Origin of the sequence: Serratia sp. CY27727, from assembly GCF_052169275.1 — a bacterium.
GTDB lineage: Bacteria > Pseudomonadota > Gammaproteobacteria > Enterobacterales > Enterobacteriaceae > Serratia > Serratia sarumanii.
The window spans coordinates 342,326-359,785 of record NZ_JBJNLB010000002.1; the positions used below are offsets into that span (position 1 = coordinate 342,326).

A 17,460-nucleotide genomic window follows, 5' to 3' on the forward strand; every position below is an offset into this window, starting at 1 on the left:
TCTTCCTTATAATCGTCAAGAAATGCAGGAGAGAGCATGGTCGAGATCGCCGATCAGATCGCCGGCGTCTTCGATGCCGATCGACAGGCGAAGCGTGGTGTCATAGATGCCGATGGATTCCCGTTCTTCGCGGCTCATGGCGGCATGCGACATTGAGGCGGAATGGTTAACCATGCTTTCGACGCCGCCAAGGGATTCGGCCAACACGAAATACTTCAGGCGCGGCAGAAAGGCTTTCACACTCTGAATGTCGCCTTTCAAACGGACGGTGACCACGGCGGCCCCCGAACGCATTTGCTTTTGACACAGGGCGTATTGAGGATGTGATTTAAGCCCCGGGTAGCAGACGCCGACAATGGCGGGATGGTTTTCGAGGAATTCGGCGATGGTTTGCGCATTTTGGCATTGCCGCTGCATGCGCACATCCAGGGTTTTCAGGCCACGCAGCGCCAGGTAAGCATCGAACGGCGAGGCGATGGCGCCGACGGTCGTTTTGATGAAATCCAGCTGTTCGGCCAGATGTTGCCGGTTAGTAATCACCGCGCCGCCGATCAGATCGGAGTGCCCGCCAATATATTTGCTGGTGGAAAGCATCACGATATCGGCTCCCAGTGTCAGTGGGCGTTGATTCCAGGCGCTGGCGAAGGTGTTGTCCACGCAGGTGGTGATGTGCCGCGCTTTGGCGATCCGACAGACCTCCTGAATGTCGACCAGTTCCAGCAGCGGATTGGTCGGCGTTTCGATCCAGATCAGACGCGTATTCGCCTGAATGGCGGCGCTGACCGCCTGCGGATCGTTGAGATCGACATAGGTGAATGTCATTCCCGACGTCATTTTCCGCAGCTTTTCAAAGAGCCGCCAGGTGCCGCCGTAAACGCCGCACATCGCGATGACGTGTGAATCGCGGGGCAGTAATTCGAGGATCAGCGACGTCGCCGCCATCCCGGAGGCGGTCGCCGTGCAATAGATACCGTCCTCAAGCTCGGCCAACGCGCTTTCATAGGCGTTTCGCGTTGGGTTTGCCACTCTGGAGTAACAGAAATCGCCGCCTTCACCGAGGTTGGGTTGAATAAACGAACTGGCGGTGACGATGGGAGGAAATATGGCGTTATGCCCTGGGTCGGTTTGATTGCCTGCATGTACGGCCAATGTCGCAATAGAGGGTACGGGTTTCATAAATTAGCCTTTTTTGGTCTGATTATAGAGAGTGCGTTTTTTGGAATGTTTTATCCGACATGATTTGAATAATTTGTCTGTCGGTGTATTGCATGGCTGATGCGGCCAGCCGGCACAGGGCGTCGATCGTAGCTTCGACATCTTCATGCACGATGCCGTCATGCTGATTCGCCACCCAATGCTGTTTGGCCATCAGCACTGATTTGACGGCGCTTTCGGTCGTGCTGGAAACCTTCATGGCGCAGGTGGCAGATGCCCCGTCGCAGATAATGCCGCTGATGTCGCCAATCATGTTTTTAATGGCGCCGCTGATGATGGCGTAATCTTTGCTCAGCAGCCAGGCCATGCCGGCGGCGGCGCCCATTGCGGCAGTGGATGCTGCGCACAGGGCCGACAGGCGCGCGTAACGAGAATGAATGGAAATCGCGACCAGATGGGATAGGGTGACGGCGCGCACCAGTTCTTCTTCGCTCCGCTGCAGGTGTTTGGCCAGCGTCACGACCGGTATCGTGGCGGCGATGCCTTGATTGCCGGAGCCGAAATTGGTCATGGCCGGCATGGCGGCGCCGCCCATTCTGGCGTCGGAAGCGGCGACCGTATCGATGACGATGCGATCCTTAAGGGTGGTTTGACGAAAGATCTCGGCCCCGGCCAGGCGCAGGGCGCCATTGACATTCAACCCATACGGCATGTTCTGCCCCTCTGCGGACAACGCGCTATTGAGTTGGACGGCTTCTAGCATGAAGGCGATATCGTCGTAGGCGACGTGCTGAATAAAATCCACCGCCTCCCGAATTGAAAATCGCGGCGGCGTGGTTGAGTGACGATGGCCAACACGAGTTTGCGGCGCCAGATTCCCTGTCACGCCGTTGACAGATAAATGAGTAATCTGGGTATGGTTATCTTCGATAACTACCCGGCAACGCTTTATATCAGTAACGACGGTAATCTCGACGTAAATAAGCGAGTCGCTGTCCCGTGTTTGAATGCATACTTTGTTTTCATCGATTAATTTTTTGGCGCGAGTAATATGTTCAGGATTGACGTCGCGTAATAACTCCAACGCCAGTGACGCATCGCCGCCTACTGCGCCAATGGCCGCCGCAAGCTGCACGCCGTGGCCTGATATATTTGGCAGGCGGACGCCGTCAGCATTTTTATAGAGGTTTTTGGATATTTTCCCGAATATTTCAACAATATTTCCTTCGGCATGTTGGGCAGCGGTGGCGGCGGCAAAGGCGATGGCGATAGGTTCCGTACAACCCAAGGCTGGCCTGACTTCCTGCTTGAGCCAGGCGAGAAGAGAGTGAGAGGGAGTTATGTTTTCTATCATGGCGGAGACTCGTTTTAATATTTTTTTTAGGATATTACTGGCATTGGAGAAAAGCTTACCTTTTTTATCATTAATTTTATGGGTAAAGAGAATTTTTTTCTCTTTTGTTGTTTCTTTATGTTTTGATGTTTTTGTTATAACCAATTGATTTTTATTTATTTTTATTGATTTGTGTGAAAATGTTGTGATTTGCATCACAAAGATATTGGAGAATTTTTTACCAAGCAATGGCGTAATGGCGGGATTGTCTCACTGATTTTCCTTGATGTGGGGAAAATTTTATCGAAAAAATGAAAGACATGTTTATTTAAAATAGAATCAGGTTTGATGTTGAATGGTTATTCGCATGATGGTTAATTGTGAAAAATATGCTAAATTCGCATCCATCAACATATATAATGTGCTTTATCACATCTAGGCGAAGTCAATAATGTGGGGGATATTGCAGTAGATAGGGATAATAACCTGTCTCGATCCTATCAAAGCCGTTAGGCCGCTTGCCGCTCTTTTGGTGGCGAAGGCAAAAAACGTTCGACTTTCCCTGAGTTCGCTTCTTTGACGGCAAGCTATTGTGCTGTGCACGCCGTCGGCGAGTCTAAACCCTAACCCCGCCGATCAAACCGATAAACCAGCACTAACGCCAGCGCCAGGATCAGCAGCGGCGGGGCGAGGGCGGTGAAGGGCGCGTTGAGGGCGAACAGCAACCCCAGATTGAGAACGATCTGGTAAGCGATGTAGGTCAGCAACCCGATGATGACGCCAAGCGCTAACCGGCTGCCCATGCCGGGGGCGCGTGGAGCGGTGAAGGTAAACGGGATGGCCAGCAAAATCATCGCCAGCACCAGCAGGGGCTGGCCGAGTTTTTTCCACAGCGCCAGGCGGTATTCGGTGCTCGGCTGCCCCGAGCCCTGCAGGTAATCGATATAGCGCTCCAGCTGTTGCAGCGAGAAGCTGCCCGCCGGCAGGGTCAGCTCTTTCAGGCTCGGCACCGCGAACAGCGAGTGCCAGAGCAGGCTATCTTGCCGCGCAATCGTCTCCTTTCTGCCTTGCCAGCGTTTCAGCATCACGTTGTGCAGCAGCCAGTTGCCGTCGGCGGCGGTGCTGGCGCTGTCGGCGTAGATATAAGATTCCAGCGCGCGGTTGGCCTGATAACGGAAGATCTCAATGCCGTGGGGCTGGTCGTTCTCATCGACGGTCTTCACTGTCACAAACTCGTTGCCGCGCCGCGCCCACAGCGGGTTAACGGTGACGTCGTTATTGTTCGACTGCGCCAGGGCGTTGTTCTTCATCTGCAGCGCGCGTTGCTGCAGCGGCGAGGCCGCCCATTCATCGAGGGCGCCGAGCGACAGGTTCATCAGCAGCCCGGCGGCGAGCATCACCAGCGCGATGCGGAATATCGACATCCCGGCGGAGCGGATCGCGGTCAGTTCCAGGGTTTTCGACAGCTGCCCTAGCCCGACGATGCCGCCGAGCAGCGCGATAAACGGCCCCAGATCGACCAGGCTGCGCGGCAGGGTCAGCACGGTCACCAGCAGCGCCTGCTGCCAGCGGTAGCCGCCCGGGGTCACGTCCTCCAGCTCGTTGATCAGCGTAAAGGTGGTGAACAGCGGGATGAGCAGCCCGGCCGCGGCGGCGAAGCCGATGAACACGTTGCGGATCAGGTAACGGCTAAAAATAGTCATCGGGAGGGTTTCCGCAGCAGGGATAAGTCGCGCGTCAGCAGCAGGGCGATGCCGGCAGCCATCGCCAGCGGCACCAGCCAAACGCCGGGGATCGTCGGCAGAGAGCCGTTGGCGACCAGCGTGCGGCAAATGTTGCCGCCATAGAAAATCGCGGTAAACAGCACCGTCAGGGGCAGCAGCGCGGCATAGCGCCCCTGCCGCGGCTTGATGCGGCTAAAGGGGATCGCCAGCAGCACCATCAGCACGGTGGTCAGCCCGCGGCTTTCGCGCCATTGCAGTTCGGCGGCGTCACCCGGATCGGCGGAGCGCGCCAGCTCCGCCGGCGAGGCCGACTTGTGCCGGCTCTCGGCGCTGGGCACGAACGGTTTGAGCGCGATGTCGAAGTTGTCGTAGTTCTGCCCGTTGTCGTCGGTGCCCTGGCGATCCAGCACATAGGCGGTGCCGGTTTTCAGCCGCACGGCGGGGCTGGCGGGGGAGGCGTCGAGCACCTCCACCGACTGCGCGCGGTACAGGTTGGTGTGATGGCCGCCGCGCACATAAATCAGGGCGTCCGTCAGGTGGTTGGCCGTTTTGTCGACGTGATTGGCGAGGATCATGCGGCCGTTGCCGCTGACGTTGAATTTGTCGGCCTGCAGGTGGCTCACGTCCAGCACCGACTGCGACTCTTGCTGCAGCTGATAAATATTGGCGTACGCCCAGGGCCTGCCATACAGCGACAGCAGCGTGACCGCTATCGCCAGCGGCACGGCCAGTATCAGCACCGCCTTGTACAGCCGCAGCGGGCTGGCGCCGGCGGCCAGCATGGCGGTGATTTCCGCATCGCTGTACAGCTGGCTCAGCGCCACCGCCACCGAGACATACAGCGCGACGGGCAATATCATCTCCAGCGCGATCAGCGACTTATAGAACACCACGTCGGCCACCACCCGCAGCGCCAGCGTGCCGTTGGCGGCGTCGGTCAGGTAGCGCTGGGCGGAGTAGCTGGCGAACATAAAGATCAGAAACCCGGCGATCATCATCACCAGGCGGCGGATCTCAACCGTGATGTAGCGTTCAATCAAAGACATGCGTCATCGGCTCCCGGCGGCGTGCGCTTCATGGCGTCTCCCGCGCGATCAGCGCGCGCAGCAGGGCGATCACCTGGTCAACTTCCTGCGGGGTGAGTGCGCCGTCCTTCGCCCACTGCACGCGCCCGGCCTGGTCCAGCACCACGATGGTGGAGCTCTCCTCTGGCAGCCGCCAGGCCATGCGCCCCAGCCCGTCGCTGTCGACGATGAACTGCGCCCAGGGGTAATTCCGCTTGTTTTTCTCAATTTTGCCGCGCACGAAAAAGCCGGAGCCCGGGATCGCGTCGTCGGTGTTGACGATGGTGGTGGGCTGGAAGCGATCGCCCGGCAGGTTCGCGTCCTTGACGGCGTTGATCAGCAGCGAGTTCTTCTTCTTGGCGGAGGTGCGCCCGGCGATGTATTGGATCACCCGCACTTTGCCCGCCAGTTTTGCGCTGTTCCACGGCCGGTAGCTGAAATCGCCGTTGCGCAGCAGCAGTTCGCCGCGATCGGCGATGGCGATCGGCGCCACCGGCCGGCCCTGCACGAAGTTATGCGCGGATGCCGCCAGCGGCGACAGCAGCAGCGTGAAGATCAGCAAGCGACGCAACGTCATCATGGCTCCTTGCAACGCGCTTATCTGCCCGCCGCGACGGCCGGCGGGGAAAACGACAGCGGAAAGCGCGCCAGCAGCAGCTCCAGGCGCTGGCGAATGTCGATATCCAGGATCGCCGGCCGATCGTAGATATCGCCGCCGGCCAGTTTGTCCGCCACCATCACGTCGTGCCGGTCGCCCATCAGGCCGTTAATCGCCGCCAGGAAGCGCGAGATCTGCCGGGCCTCGCGGTTGTCGGGATCGATCGATCTCAGCGTGTCGTAAAACGACACCTGGCGGCTGACGATTTTGCGCACGTTGTGGAACTGGTGCCCGGTCAGCGCCGGGCTGGCGATCAGCGTCTGCAGCTGGCGCATCTGTTCCTGGCGGTAGGTGATAAAGCCCTGTGCGCTTTCCAGCCGGGTGTGGCGCAGCGCATAGCGCACGTACGACCACACCGGTTTGCTGAGCAGCAGCCGCAGCAGGTTGCCGTACAGCGTCAGGTTCTTCTGGTTGCCGTTGCGAAACGCGTCCTGAAAATGGCCGAGCACCACGGTGGTGGTGTGGAACAGGCGGTTGGCGCGGTGGGGCGCGCCGTACAGCTGCTGGGCGAAGCGCAGGTGCTTGTAGCGGGCGCGGATATATTTGTAGCGCATGCGGGTGGGCGCTGCCAACTGCGGATCTTTCAGGAAACCGTTCACCAGTTGCAGCAGCTCGCGGCGGGAAAAGCCGTCTTCCCAAAACTGCAGGCACAGCGCGTAGTTGTCCCGGATGCTCTCGGGGGAACACTGCAAATCAATCTGCTGTGGCAGGCTGATATTCGCCTCAACCAGGTCGTCTTCTTCCACCGCGACAAACAGCGCCTGGGTGGTTTCGGCGGAGAACTTCTTCCAATTATCGGTAGCGGTCATTGATTACTCTCTTTGGGCGCATTCAGCCCCAACATAAAGCGATTGCGGTAGGCGCCGATCGTCGGTATCAGGGATAACAGAACGTCTAAACATTGCCCCAGTAAATAAGCGAAGGCGGCGCCCTGCACGCCGAAGGCATACGCCATCGACACCAGCAGCGCAATGTAGGCCGCCGAGGCCGTCGCCTGCGCGATCAGGAAAGCGCGCTGCTTGCCTGCCATAAACAGTAAGGACTCCTGCGGGAAGCCCATCATGGAGACGATGATCGCGCCCAGCATGATTTGAATCAGGTCATAGGCTTCCAGGTATTGCTGCCCGAACACCGCGGAAATGAGCGGTTTGCCCACCAGCAGCATCAACACCGCGACGGCGAGACCGATGCCGCCGGCCAGCAGCGAGGAACGCAGGCCCAGCAGCCACGGGGTCTTGGTGCGCGGATCCAGGCGCATGATCTCCGGATAGAAGCTTTTCTCCAGCAGCTTGGCCGGGGTGCCCGTCGCATCGAAGAAGGTCATGGCGATCTTGAACAGCCCGGCGGCGGCCGGCCCGATCACCACGCCCACCAGCACGGTGGTGCAGGAGTTGCGCGCGGCCCAGATGGTGTGGGCGATGTTGGTGGTCCAGACGAAGTTCCAGGCGCCCTCGATGCGGCGCGCGACGTTGAACAGGCGCGGCCTCAGCGCGCCGTGGATATCGCGGCGGCGCAGCTCGCGCGCGGTGAACCACCAGAACAGCGTGCCGCCGATCAGGTTAGAGGCGTACCAGGTGACGATAAAGCCGGGGAATCCCAGATCGAAATAATAGGAGATGACGCTGCCCACCGCCTGCAGGAACGGCTTGATCGCCTGCTGAATGGCGATGAGATCGAAGCGGTTGAAGGCGCGCAGCACGCCGGTCGGCGTGGACGAGGTCATCGACGGGATCAGGGTGCAGTACAGCATGGCGAGCCAGAAGCTTTCGCTGTCCAGCCCCAGGGCGTGAGACAAGAAAGGCAGCATGATCATGCCGCCCAGCACGGCGATGACGCCGCTGGCGATATCCAGCCCGAAGGAGAAGGCGACGACGTCGCGGAAGCGCCCGGTGTTTTGATGCTCCAGCGCCGGGGTGCCGAATTGCACCACAAACTGCCAGGTCTGGAATTTGATGAAATCGCTGACCGCTTTGGTATAGGCCTGGATCACCACCAGCACGCCGAACATTTCAGGCGACATGCCTTTACCGGCGCAGGAGAGCGCCAGCAGGCCGAGCAGCGCGCTGGCCACGCTGCCGGAGCCTAAGTAGGCGGCATTACGTAAAATGGAGCGAAACGCGCCATCGGAAAACCACCGTTTCATAACCCAAACCAGCCGTTATCGTTGTTTTGCTGCATCTTGTGTTCCGCTGTCATGCGCTTGCCCTGTATGCGTTTAATAAACCTGAGTTTCTTCGCCGGCGTTTTCGCCGGGTTGCCCGATGTCGCTCTGTGGGCGCTTCGCGGGGTTCACCACGGCGGAAATGGCGTTGAGCGCGTTGCTCAGCACCTCGTCGTAAGGCGCTCTGGCGTCCAGCTCGATGATGCGCGCGCCGTTGTATTGCAGGCGCACCATGGCGGAAATCTTGTCCTCCAGCTCTTCATAGTTGTGATCGGGCTTGCGGGAAAACGCCGTATCGACGTCGATATCGAGGCGAATGATCAGCGCCGGCCGATAGACGGCCATGCGTTGATATAAACGGCGTTCGCGCGCCGCCAGGCGGCTCACTAGCCAGCCTTTTGCGCGTTCCACGCCGATGCCGGGCCCGTCGTAGTAAAAACCTGAAATTTCCGCCTGCGGGTAACGGTCGCTGATCACCAGCACGCCGCTCTGCGCCAGCCGCCGCACCTTGCGCAGGTTGGAGGCGCGCCACAGCGAAAAGCCGTACATGATCAGCGCCGCCCACAGCGCCGGCGGCCTGTTGCTCATGCGCTGGGTTTTATCGGATTTGGCCGCCAGGCGCCGTTCCAGCCACACGCCGATGAACGGCAACTTCTTGATTTTGTCGCCGTCTTCGCCGGAGATCAGCCCCAAATAGCGCCGCTCCGTGGGGCGATATTGCTGCAGGTTCTTGACCAGATCGGCGGTCAGCGTGGACTTGCCTGTGCCGTCGCTGCCCACCACGGCAATAAGCCCGGTGATGCAGGTGGAAGAGGTATTCTGTTCGGCGGTGAGTTTATTTTTTTTCATCTGTTTCGGTACGAAAAGGTTATTTGGCGGCTAGGCATTGGCGGCCCTCAGCGATATTTTAACGGCGCGCAGAGACTCGTCGAAAATACGATTGGCCGGCTCGCGGCCGTCTAAATCCAATATGTTAGCGCCGTTAAACGTCAGGTGCGGGATGACGGCGATCTTTTCACGCAACGCCGCCAATGAGTGATCGGGTTTGCGTGAATAGGCCGTTTGTTCGTCAATATCCAGCCGAATTAATAATAAGGGCTGATAAGACGCCATCCATTGGTAGAGGTTTTGTTCGCGCTTTCTCAGCCAGCGGATCCAGCGATTGCCGCCGGCGGTTTTCGCCAGCTGCGGGCCATCGAAACGAAACCCCGCCACTTCGGCCTGCGGATAACGATCGGTGATCAGCAATGCGCCGCTGCGGCTTTTCTTCAGCATGCGACGGAATTTATAAACGCGCCAATAGGAGAGTAAAAAAATCACCAGCGCCGTGGCATTATCCGGCGGCGTGGAAGGGCGCTCATGCACGCGCTCCGACTTCTTCAATAAATAACGTCCGAAGGGCGCGCCAATAATCGGCAGCGAACTGATCCATTCGCCGATGCGCCCGGAAGACTGGCCGAGATAAAGCAGTTCGGCGGGTTCTTGTGCCGATAAGGCGTTGACCAGGCGGGCGGCTAACGTGGATTTTCCCGAGCCGTCACAGCCGGTTATCGCTATTACGCGCACGGGCGAGCGATCAGATGAAGGTCTTATCTGCTGACTCACAATAATTGATCCAATGCGAAAAAAACTATTGTATTCCAATACGCCTTGGGTTCAAGATATTTATTGTGCTTTGCCGCGATAAAATAATGAGATGGGTATTCTTGTTCGTTATTTGAATTGATATTTATAGCGTTCGTTCTTGTTATTTTGTGCTAATTGTTGGTGCGTGGGCCGGTTTCGCTTTTTATGTTAATTTCCGGCCGGGCTAACGGCGAAAAAAGAGCAGGGCTTTTCAATTTTCGCTTAATGTTTTGTGCTTTTTTGGCGTCGCGTTACGGAAAATTTTTTTCCACGCGGCCGCCACGGCAATGATAAGCGGTAGTTCGCTTCAAATATGGCACGCCGTTTCTGGTGTATTGAAAGAGAGTCTTATTATGAGTGCAAAATTTCCGCCGCTGATTGCGGTTATCGGCAGCGACGGATCGGGTAAGTCCACCGTTTGTGAACATCTGATCGCGTATATGAAACATTATGGCCCGGCGGTGCAGGTGCATCTGGGCAAACAGGCGGGCAACGTCGGCCGCGCGGCGGCGAAGTTGCCGCTGCTCGGGCGCTCGGTGGGCAAGGCTATCGAGAGCAATACCAAAAAAGTCAAAACGAAAAAATCCCGCATTGGCCTGCTGCCGTCGGCGGTGATCATCGCTTTCGTGGGGCGGCGCTTGCTGCGGTTTCGCCGCATGCTGGCGTATCGGCGGCAAGGGTTCATCGTGTTGACCGACCGTTTTCCGCAGGCGCAGATCCCCGGCGCTTACGACGGCACGGTTTTTCCCGTCGACGTTGAAGGGAGCCGGTTTGTCCGTTGGCTGGCGGCACGCGAGCGGGCGGCGTTCCAATGGATGGCGGGGCAAAAACCGGATCTGGTGCTCAAGCTGAATGTCAGTCTGGCGGTGGCCTGCGCGCGCAAACCCGATCATCGCAAAGCGGCGCTGGAGAAGAAGATCGCCGTCACGCCGTTATTGACGTTCGAAGGCGCCGACATCGTGGATCTCGATGCCGATCGGCCGATCGAGGAGGTGCTTTCGGCGGCGGAAAAAGCCATCGCGGAATTTATGGCGGCGCAGGGTTATCGCTATTCCGCTGATGAAGTATCAACGGCTGCGCACTGAGGCGCGCATCGGTTCGGCAGGGCGGCGATGCCATTTTCGGCACCGCCGCCGCGGCCGAGAGGGAAGGCTTTATTTTTTCAGCGCCGCAAAGGCGCGCACGATGGTGTCTATTTCTTCATCGCTGTGCGCGGCATTGACGCTGCAGCGCAGCAGGGTAACGCCCGCCGGCGCGGCCGGTGGCAGCACCAGGTTTACATACACGCCGTGGGCGATCAGCTCGCGCCAGAAACGCAGCCCTTCTTCCTTCGAACCGATCATCACCGGCACCACCGGGCTGATGCGCGGCCCCAGGGTATACCCCAGCTCGGCGAGGCCGTGGTACAGGCGGTGCGCGTTGCTCCACAGCTTTTCCCGCAGTTCGGGATGGCGCGCGATTTTTTGCAGCGCCGTGCGCACCGACGCGATGCTCGACGGCGACGGCGACGCGGTAAAGATATACGGCCGGCTGCTGTAGCGCAGCACGTCCATCCCCTTGCCGCCGACGGCGAAACCGCCGATCGAAGCCAGGCTTTTGCTGAAGGTGCCCAGGATGATATCCACGTCTTGCTCGACGCCCAGCGCTTCGGCCAGGCCGCGGCCGTGCTCGCCCATCACGCCGAAGGAGTGCGCTTCGTCGACCAGCAGATACCCGCCGAGCCGACGCTTGATGTCGACGATTTCCACCAGCGGGGCGACGTCGCCCAGCATGCTGTAGATGCCTTCCACGATAATGATCGCCTCGCGCGCACGCTCGCCCAGGCGCACCATGCGGCGCTCCAGATCGGCGGCGTCATTGTGGCGGAAGCGAATAATCTCCGCGCCGCCGAGGGCGCAGGCGTCGTAAATGCTTGCGTGGCTGTCCGCGTCGATCAATACCACGGCGCCCGGCCCTGCCAGCGTGCTGATGACGCCCAAGTTGGCGGTGTAGCCGGTGGAGAACACGATGGCGCTCGGGCGATCGAAGAATTCCGCCAGCTCCCGCTCCAGCGTCAGGTGCGATCCGTAGCTGCCGTTCGCCATGCGCGAGCCGGTGGTGCCGGTGCCGAGCGCGGCCAGGGCCGTTTGGCCGGCGGCGATCGCCTGCGCATCGAACGTCAGGCCAAGGTAATTATTGGTGCCGGCGAGGACAATCTTTTGATCGCCGATGCGGCCCTGGGTGGCGGAATAGACTTCGTCGATGCAGGTGCCGAACGGATTCAGACCGGACGTTTGAAATTGTTCGCGGTCATTGGCGAGGCGCGCAAACTTATCATACAGTCCCATGGTTTTTCTCCAGATAAGGGCGCAGCGCGTCAAGCAGTTGCTCAGGCGTTCTGACATCAAGCAATATATTGATAGGAATGGAGATATCTAATTCATCTTCCAGCATCATCAGCAGATCCAGGACTCTGATGGATTCCAGGCCAAGATCATTGACGAGATCGCTATCAGGTTTTATTTCCACTCCGCCTTCGACGATACCTTGCAAACACGTCAGGATATAATCCATTACAGCATCGCGATTTAGCATAAGAACGTTGACACACCTCTATTTGGAATAATTAAAACAGCCCTTCGCGCAGCGCGCGCTCCAAACTTACCTGTGGAAACCAATTAATCTGTTGCGACAGCGCGTGATTACTGGCGGACCAGTCGTGATGGGTTAATTCGCGTATTTTGCTGCGCGTCAGCATCGGCTCCTGTTTTACCAGGCGGTTCCACACCACGCTGATATCCGCCAGGGCTTTCAGCAGCGGCAGCGGAATGCCCACCAGGCGCACCGGCCCGTGCCGCACGGCGGCGCCGATGTCCCGCAGGCGCAGCCAGTTATAGCCCTCGGCCACGCCGTCGCACAGTTCGTAAATATTCGGCTGCGTGGGTTCGGCCTGCACCCATTGGCTGACCGCCTTGGCCAAATCGCTCACGTGCAGAAAAGAGAGCCTGGCGTCAGGCGCGCCCAGCCGGGGCAGCACGCCGCGCAGCAGGCCGTTGAACAGCGGTTTCAGCTCTTTATCGCCGGGCCCGTAAACCGCCGTCGGGCGGAAAATCCCCAGCGCGATCTCGCCGGTGGCGGCGATGAGTTGCTGCTCGGCGGCCTGTTTTGAATGGGCGTACCAGGACAGCGCCGGATGGCGGGCCGCCAGCGACGACATGAACAAGAAGCGACGGCAGCGGCCGTTCTGTTTGGCCGCCTGCATCAGGTTCAGGCTGCCGGTGACGTTGCAGCGGGTGAACACCGCTTCCGCATGCCCGCGCACCTGGCCCGCACAGTGCACGACGCACTCCGCGCCGCGCACCAGCTCGGTGAGCGAGGGCCGATCCTCCAGCGCGCCGGGGATCCACTGCAGGTTGTCGGCGGCGGCTTTTCCCGCGCGCCGCGTCAGGGCGCGCACGTTAAACCCTTGCGCCAGCAGTTCCTGGACGATGTGCCGGCCGATAAAACCGGTCGCGCCCGTCACTGCCACCGTGCCGCTCATTGCGCGAAACCGGCAAGCTGCGGCATGTGCGGGTAGAGCGAGGCGCTCAGCCAGCGTTTTTTGGCCTCCGCGCGCGCGGGTTTGCCCGACGACGTGCGGGGAATGCTGTGCGGCGGCAGCAGCTCGATGTCCACCGCAATGCCGAACTCGCTTTGAATGCGCGCGCTCAGCGAATGCACGATTTGCTCCCGGCGTTCTTCCGAGCTGACTCGGCACTGGATTTGCAAAATGATCCTGGCCGCTTCGTCGTGCTCTTCGGTTACGAAGGCGATCGCATCGCCGGAACGGATTTCCGGTTCGGATTCCGCGACGTACTCGATATCCTGTGGCCAGATATTGCGGCCGCGAATGATGATCAAATCCTTCTTGCGGCCGGTGACGTACAGATAGCCGTCCAGCAGGTAGCCCAGATCGCCGGTATCCATCCAGCCGGTCACCTGAATTTGCTGTTGGGACTCGTCGTCGCAGAAATAGCCGTTCATCAGGCTGGGGCCGGAGATCGTGATATGGCCGACCTGGCGTTCCGGCAGCGGTTGCCCGGTTTCGCTGCGGATCTCGATGCGGTGGCCGGGCAGCGCTCGGCCGCAGTTGACGAAGGTCGAGACGGCGCGGGTTTTCTTGCCGGGCGCGACCGCTTTACCCTCGTACTCCAAAATATCGCGGTCGACCGCGTTGGTTTGCGGGCCGGAGCAGGGATCGGAAAAACTCACCGCCAGGGTGTTCTCGGCCAGGCCGTAGCACGGCATGAAGGCTTTGCTGTCGAAGTTGATGCTGCTGAAGTGTTCGCCGAACTGGCCGAGCAGCTCGGCCGGGATCGGCTCGGCGCCCACGCCCGCGACCCGCCAGCTGGAAAGATCCAGATCGGCCAGCTCTTTGGCGTTGCTGCGGCGCAGGCACAGATCGTAGCCGAACGGCGGGGCGACGGACACCGTACCGCGATTCTTGGCAATCAGTTTCAGCCACTGCATCGGGCGCATGGCGAAATCTTGCGTGCGCAGATAATCGACGGACAGCTGGGTCGCCACCGGCGTCAGCAGGAAACCGACCAGGCCCATATCGTGATAGAAGGGCAGCCACGAAACGCAGCGGTCGCCCGCGCGCAGCTTGATCCCGTCGCGACTGATCGCGTTCAGGTTCGCCATCGCCGCCCGCTGGGTAATGATCACGCCGCGTGGAAAGCGGGTGCTGCCCGAGGTGTATTGGAGATAGGCGATATCGTCGGGCGAAGGCGCCGGCAACGCGATCTCCGGCTCCGGCAAGGCGTTAAAGTCCGCATCGCTGAGGATGTGCAGCGCCGAGGTGTTTTCCGTGGCTGAGGCGATCAGCGGCGTCCACTCTTCGCTGCTGACGATCGCCGCGGGATTGCAGCTGGCGATCAGCCCTTTCAGTTTGGCGGTGTAGGAGTCGCGTTGGCCCACGCCCATCGGGATCGCCAACGGCACCGCCACTAGGCCGGCGTATTGGCAAGCGAAAAAGGCTTCGACGAATCCTGCGCTGGTTTCGGCGATCAGCGCCACGCGATCGCCTTTCTTGAGTTTCAGGGACAATAAACGCCGCGCGCCCGAGATCGCTTTTTGCTGCAGCGTGCGATATTCGAGAACGGTCACGAGTTGATTGCGACGGTCGTAAAAATTCATTCCCGTATTGCCCAGCGCCGCGTAATCCAACGCGTCCACTAAGGTGGGGAAGTCCGCATAGCGCATGGGAAGAGAATGAACGGAACTTGTTTCAGACATAGACAAACTTAGCCATAGATTAAAAATCACCAAAAGAGAAAATCACTCTTGGCGAGGTAATTGATGTTTTACTATGAATAGGTTTTGAATAAGTTTGTTATTCAACCATCTTCATTCCGCGAACAGCGTATAATGCCGTGCTTGAGGGCACGCCGGTTATTAACCGGTCAGAGCGTGAGTAGCCCGTGTTATCAGCCTTGAGCGGCACCCTGGCGATATACGAGAGACTATTGTAATATCCGGGCTGCGCCGTTCTTTAGCCTGTCTCTTTCGGGCAGGAAATAACTGTCGGCTCATAGGTTATGACCTCATGCATGGCTATCTTGGAACTTAAACACTTCCTAAACAGTATGCCGCAAGAAATCCAAAAGTGAACGATTCATTTAAGGCTAATCTTAAAAAGAGCATTAAGTGGTAAAGATGGCGGCACACCTCCTGATTAAAGTCGGTACACTAAAAGTGGCGGGTTTCTTTTGCCGTAACAGCACGAAATAATAAAAGAGCACCATTAGCGTAGCCTGGCTGCGCCGCTTTCTGTTTCCTTTTTTTATCAATTACGGACATCACAGGGTGAATGTCGGGCGCAATAATGCGCTGTTTCACAGGGGGTAATATTCGGTTTTTCTTATCATTGAACCGGAGGCAATACACAATCCAATAAATGAGAACAGCATAAAAAATGCTAAAGGCGTTGTCGCGTGCTTATTTAATTATTTTATTAAAACGTAAGGCTATTTATGATCCGTGTTGAGAAAGTTCTGAGTAAACGCGAACTTAAAGAATTTATTGCTTTCCCCTCGCAACTGTTTCGCGATGATCCGAACTGGATTGAGCCGCTGCATATAGAGCGCGAAGAGCATCTGTCAAAGAAGAATCCCGGCACCGACCATATTGAATGGCAGGCATGGGTGGCCAAAAAACAGGGCAAAGTCGTTGGGCGCATCACGGCGCAAATCGATGCTCTGCACCGGGAGCTGCATGGCGAGGATACCGGCCATTTCGGCATGATTGACGCCGTTGACGATCCCGCCGTTTTCAGCACCTTATTCACGGTGGCGGAGGAATGGCTGAGGTCGAAAGGCGCGCGCAAAATCACCGGGCCATTCAGCCTCAATATCAATCAGGAAAGCGGCCTGTTGGTCGAAGGGTTTGATACGCCGCCTTCCGCCCTGATGACGCACGCGAAGCCCTACTATGCGGCGCAAATAGCCCAGCAGGGCTACAGCGAAGGGATTGATTTGCTTGCTTATTGGATGAAAAGAACCGACCTGCATTTTTCGCCGTCGTTAACCCGGATGATGGATCAGGTGCGCAAAAAGGTGACCGTTCGCCGCCTCAACCGCAAGCGCTTTCGCGAGGAGATGCAGGTGCTGCGCGAGGTGTTCAACTCCGGATGGCAGCATAACTGGGGGTTTGTCCCGTTCACCGAGCACGAGTTCGCCACCATGGGGGATCAGCTGAAGTTCCTGGTGCCCGACGATATGATCCATATCGCCGAGGTGGATGGCGCCCCCTGCGCCTTTATCGTCGGTCTGCCGAACATCAACGAAGCGATTGCCGATCTGCAGGGGCGGTTATTGCCGTTCGGCTGGGCGAAGCTCTTGTGGCGGCTGAAAGTCAGCGGCGTGCGCACCGCGCGCGTGCCGTTGATGGGCGTGCGCCAGGAATATCAATTCAGCCGCATCGGGCCGATTATTGCGTTGCTGCTGATTGAGGCGCTGCGCGAGCCTTTTGCCAAGCGCAATATCGACGCGCTGGAAATGTCGTGGATCCTGGAAACCAATACCGGCATGCGGACGATTTTAGAACGCATCGGCGCGGTTCCCTATAAGCGCTACCGCTTATACGAGAAAACGCTTTAACCGGCTGATAACGCATCGCCTTTTCACGTTCTCAGAATAATAACCGCGCCGGGGCATTTTCGGGCGGTGCCGTTTCAGGGGCAGGGTGACGGCACGTGAGTGAATGCATCGTCGCCGCAAAGAGAACGGTTAAGGCCTTTAATTAATAAACTCGAGATAAATTCACGCCGCGTGATTTATTCGCGAGTGATTGTGGCAGTATTGACGAGAGCTGATTGCATGCCTGTGGAAAAGAAAAAAGGAATAAGCCGATTAACCTACAGCATAAGGAATTCCTGGGCCGGATTTATTGACGCCGTGCTTACCGAAGATGCGTTTCGCCAATTATTGGTTATTAACGCCATTTTACTGGTTGTTACATTTGGTTTAGATATTACAAATATAGAGCGACTGTTATTAATCGCCTGCAGTTTTCTGCTATTGGTGGTGGAGCTGCTTAATACGGCGATTGAAACCGTGGTCGATCGCATTTCGCTGGAATTACATCCGTTATCCAAACGCGCTAAAGATCTGGGCGGCGCTGCGCAGCTGGTGGCGGTGGTGATGACTATCATTATTTGGGGAATGGTGCTGCTGGGGCGATAAGGGCTTGGGTGGCTCAATTGCCAGGCCGGTTGCCGT

General features: G+C 58.1%; 16 protein-coding genes. 3 read left to right on the plus strand and 13 right to left on the minus strand.

The window, feature by feature from the left end:
* Positions 1-15: 15 nt before the first annotated feature.
* The 9 genes from ACJ8HB_RS06525 to ACJ8HB_RS06565 all read right to left on the minus strand — a co-directional run bounded on the left by ACJ8HB_RS06525 (position 16) and on the right by ACJ8HB_RS06565 (position 9,700).
* Positions 16-1,176 carry a trans-sulfuration enzyme family protein gene (locus ACJ8HB_RS06525; protein ID WP_047571317.1) on the minus strand — a complete coding sequence of 387 codons (1,161 nt, stop codon included), beginning with the start codon at positions 1,174-1,176 and terminating at the stop codon, positions 16-18.
* Positions 1,177-1,198: 22 nt separating this feature from the next.
* Complete coding sequence (locus tag ACJ8HB_RS06530) at positions 1,199-2,509, minus strand: L-cysteine desulfidase family protein (protein WP_047571762.1); 1,311 nt, start codon at positions 2,507-2,509, stop codon at positions 1,199-1,201.
* Positions 2,510-3,111: 602 nt separating this feature from the next.
* Positions 3,112-4,191, minus strand: a complete 1,080-nt coding sequence (lptG, locus tag ACJ8HB_RS06535) for an LPS export ABC transporter permease LptG (RefSeq protein ID WP_047571319.1) — start codon at positions 4,189-4,191, stop codon at positions 3,112-3,114.
* On the minus strand, positions 4,188-5,258 hold the full coding sequence (lptF, locus tag ACJ8HB_RS06540; protein WP_047571321.1) for an LPS export ABC transporter permease LptF: 1,071 nt from the start codon (positions 5,256-5,258) through the stop codon (positions 4,188-4,190). Before lptF ends, lptG begins: the two co-directional genes overlap by 4 nt.
* 28 nt (positions 5,259-5,286) lie before the next feature.
* Positions 5,287-5,853, minus strand: a complete 567-nt coding sequence (locus ACJ8HB_RS06545) for a YtfJ family protein (protein ID WP_033635227.1) — start codon at positions 5,851-5,853, stop codon at positions 5,287-5,289.
* 20 nt (positions 5,854-5,873) lie between these two features.
* Positions 5,874-6,743 (minus strand): hypothetical protein, encoded by an 870-nt coding sequence (locus ACJ8HB_RS06550; protein ID WP_047571323.1) that lies wholly within the window; start codon positions 6,741-6,743, stop codon positions 5,874-5,876.
* Positions 6,740-8,077: a lipopolysaccharide biosynthesis protein gene (locus ACJ8HB_RS06555; protein WP_047571325.1), complete on the minus strand. Its 1,338-nt coding sequence runs from the start codon at positions 8,075-8,077 to the stop codon at positions 6,740-6,742. Before ACJ8HB_RS06555 ends, ACJ8HB_RS06550 begins: the two co-directional genes overlap by 4 nt.
* A gap of 72 nt (positions 8,078-8,149) precedes the next feature.
* Positions 8,150-8,944 carry a hypothetical protein gene (locus tag ACJ8HB_RS06560; protein WP_047571328.1) on the minus strand — a complete coding sequence of 265 codons (795 nt, stop codon included), beginning with the start codon at positions 8,942-8,944 and terminating at the stop codon, positions 8,150-8,152.
* Positions 8,945-8,974: 30 nt separating this feature from the next.
* On the minus strand, positions 8,975-9,700 hold the full coding sequence (locus ACJ8HB_RS06565) for a lipoprotein (RefSeq protein ID WP_047571331.1): 726 nt from the start codon (positions 9,698-9,700) through the stop codon (positions 8,975-8,977).
* 374 nt (positions 9,701-10,074) lie between these two features.
* Here ACJ8HB_RS06565 and ACJ8HB_RS06570 point away from each other — a divergent pair, with 374 nt between their 5' ends.
* Positions 10,075-10,806 carry an ATP-binding protein gene (locus tag ACJ8HB_RS06570; RefSeq protein ID WP_041035915.1) on the plus strand — a complete coding sequence of 244 codons (732 nt, stop codon included), beginning with the start codon at positions 10,075-10,077 and terminating at the stop codon, positions 10,804-10,806.
* A 69-nt stretch (positions 10,807-10,875) separates the two neighbouring features.
* On the opposite strand, the gene spt is transcribed toward ACJ8HB_RS06570, so the two are convergent.
* Genes spt through ACJ8HB_RS06590 form a run of 4 tightly spaced genes read right to left on the minus strand, consistent with a single transcriptional unit; the run spans position 10,876 to position 14,977 of the window.
* Entirely contained in the window at positions 10,876-12,048 is a 1,173-nt protein-coding gene (gene spt, locus ACJ8HB_RS06575) for a serine palmitoyltransferase (RefSeq protein WP_047571334.1), read from the minus strand.
* On the minus strand, positions 12,035-12,295 hold the full coding sequence (locus ACJ8HB_RS06580) for an acyl carrier protein (protein WP_015378483.1): 261 nt from the start codon (positions 12,293-12,295) through the stop codon (positions 12,035-12,037). Before ACJ8HB_RS06580 ends, spt begins: the two co-directional genes overlap by 14 nt.
* A gap of 31 nt (positions 12,296-12,326) precedes the next feature.
* A complete protein-coding gene (locus ACJ8HB_RS06585; RefSeq protein WP_047571336.1) occupies positions 12,327-13,241 on the minus strand; it encodes an NAD-dependent epimerase/dehydratase family protein in 915 nt (304 codons plus the stop codon).
* Positions 13,238-14,977: a fatty acyl-AMP ligase gene (locus ACJ8HB_RS06590; protein ID WP_047571338.1), complete on the minus strand. Its 1,740-nt coding sequence runs from the start codon at positions 14,975-14,977 to the stop codon at positions 13,238-13,240. Before ACJ8HB_RS06590 ends, ACJ8HB_RS06585 begins: the two co-directional genes overlap by 4 nt.
* A 737-nt stretch (positions 14,978-15,714) precedes the next feature.
* Between ACJ8HB_RS06590 and ACJ8HB_RS06595 the strand changes: the two genes are divergently transcribed.
* Positions 15,715-16,839 carry a hypothetical protein gene (locus ACJ8HB_RS06595; RefSeq protein ID WP_047571340.1) on the plus strand — a complete coding sequence of 375 codons (1,125 nt, stop codon included), beginning with the start codon at positions 15,715-15,717 and terminating at the stop codon, positions 16,837-16,839.
* A gap of 219 nt (positions 16,840-17,058) precedes the next feature.
* Positions 17,059-17,424 (plus strand): diacylglycerol kinase, encoded by a 366-nt coding sequence (locus ACJ8HB_RS06600; protein ID WP_033635218.1) that lies wholly within the window; start codon positions 17,059-17,061, stop codon positions 17,422-17,424.
* The last annotated feature ends 36 nt before the right edge of the window (positions 17,425-17,460 follow it).

Coding starts and splice junctions, on each gene's coding strand:
- ACJ8HB_RS06525 (WP_047571317.1), bottom strand. CDS start 1,176: ATGAAACCCGTACCCTCTATTGCGACATTGGCCGTACATGCAGGCAAT.
- ACJ8HB_RS06530 (WP_047571762.1), bottom strand. CDS start 2,509: ATGATAGAAAACATAACTCCCTCTCACTCTCTTCTCGCCTGGCTCAAG.
- lptG (WP_047571319.1), bottom strand. CDS start 4,191: ATGACTATTTTTAGCCGTTACCTGATCCGCAACGTGTTCATCGGCTTC.
- lptF (WP_047571321.1), bottom strand. CDS start 5,258: ATGTCTTTGATTGAACGCTACATCACGGTTGAGATCCGCCGCCTGGTG.
- ACJ8HB_RS06545 (WP_033635227.1), bottom strand. CDS start 5,853: ATGACGTTGCGTCGCTTGCTGATCTTCACGCTGCTGCTGTCGCCGCTG.
- ACJ8HB_RS06550 (WP_047571323.1), bottom strand. CDS start 6,743: ATGACCGCTACCGATAATTGGAAGAAGTTCTCCGCCGAAACCACCCAG.
- ACJ8HB_RS06555 (WP_047571325.1), bottom strand. CDS start 8,077: ATGAAACGGTGGTTTTCCGATGGCGCGTTTCGCTCCATTTTACGTAAT.
- ACJ8HB_RS06560 (WP_047571328.1), bottom strand. CDS start 8,944: ATGAAAAAAAATAAACTCACCGCCGAACAGAATACCTCTTCCACCTGC.
- ACJ8HB_RS06570 (WP_041035915.1), top strand. CDS start 10,075: ATGAGTGCAAAATTTCCGCCGCTGATTGCGGTTATCGGCAGCGACGGA.
- spt (WP_047571334.1), bottom strand. CDS start 12,048: ATGGGACTGTATGATAAGTTTGCGCGCCTCGCCAATGACCGCGAACAA.
- ACJ8HB_RS06580 (WP_015378483.1), bottom strand. CDS start 12,295: ATGCTAAATCGCGATGCTGTAATGGATTATATCCTGACGTGTTTGCAA.
- ACJ8HB_RS06585 (WP_047571336.1), bottom strand. CDS start 13,241: ATGAGCGGCACGGTGGCAGTGACGGGCGCGACCGGTTTTATCGGCCGG.
- ACJ8HB_RS06590 (WP_047571338.1), bottom strand. CDS start 14,977: ATGTCTGAAACAAGTTCCGTTCATTCTCTTCCCATGCGCTATGCGGAC.
- ACJ8HB_RS06595 (WP_047571340.1), top strand. CDS start 15,715: ATGATCCGTGTTGAGAAAGTTCTGAGTAAACGCGAACTTAAAGAATTT.
- ACJ8HB_RS06600 (WP_033635218.1), top strand. CDS start 17,059: ATGCCTGTGGAAAAGAAAAAAGGAATAAGCCGATTAACCTACAGCATA.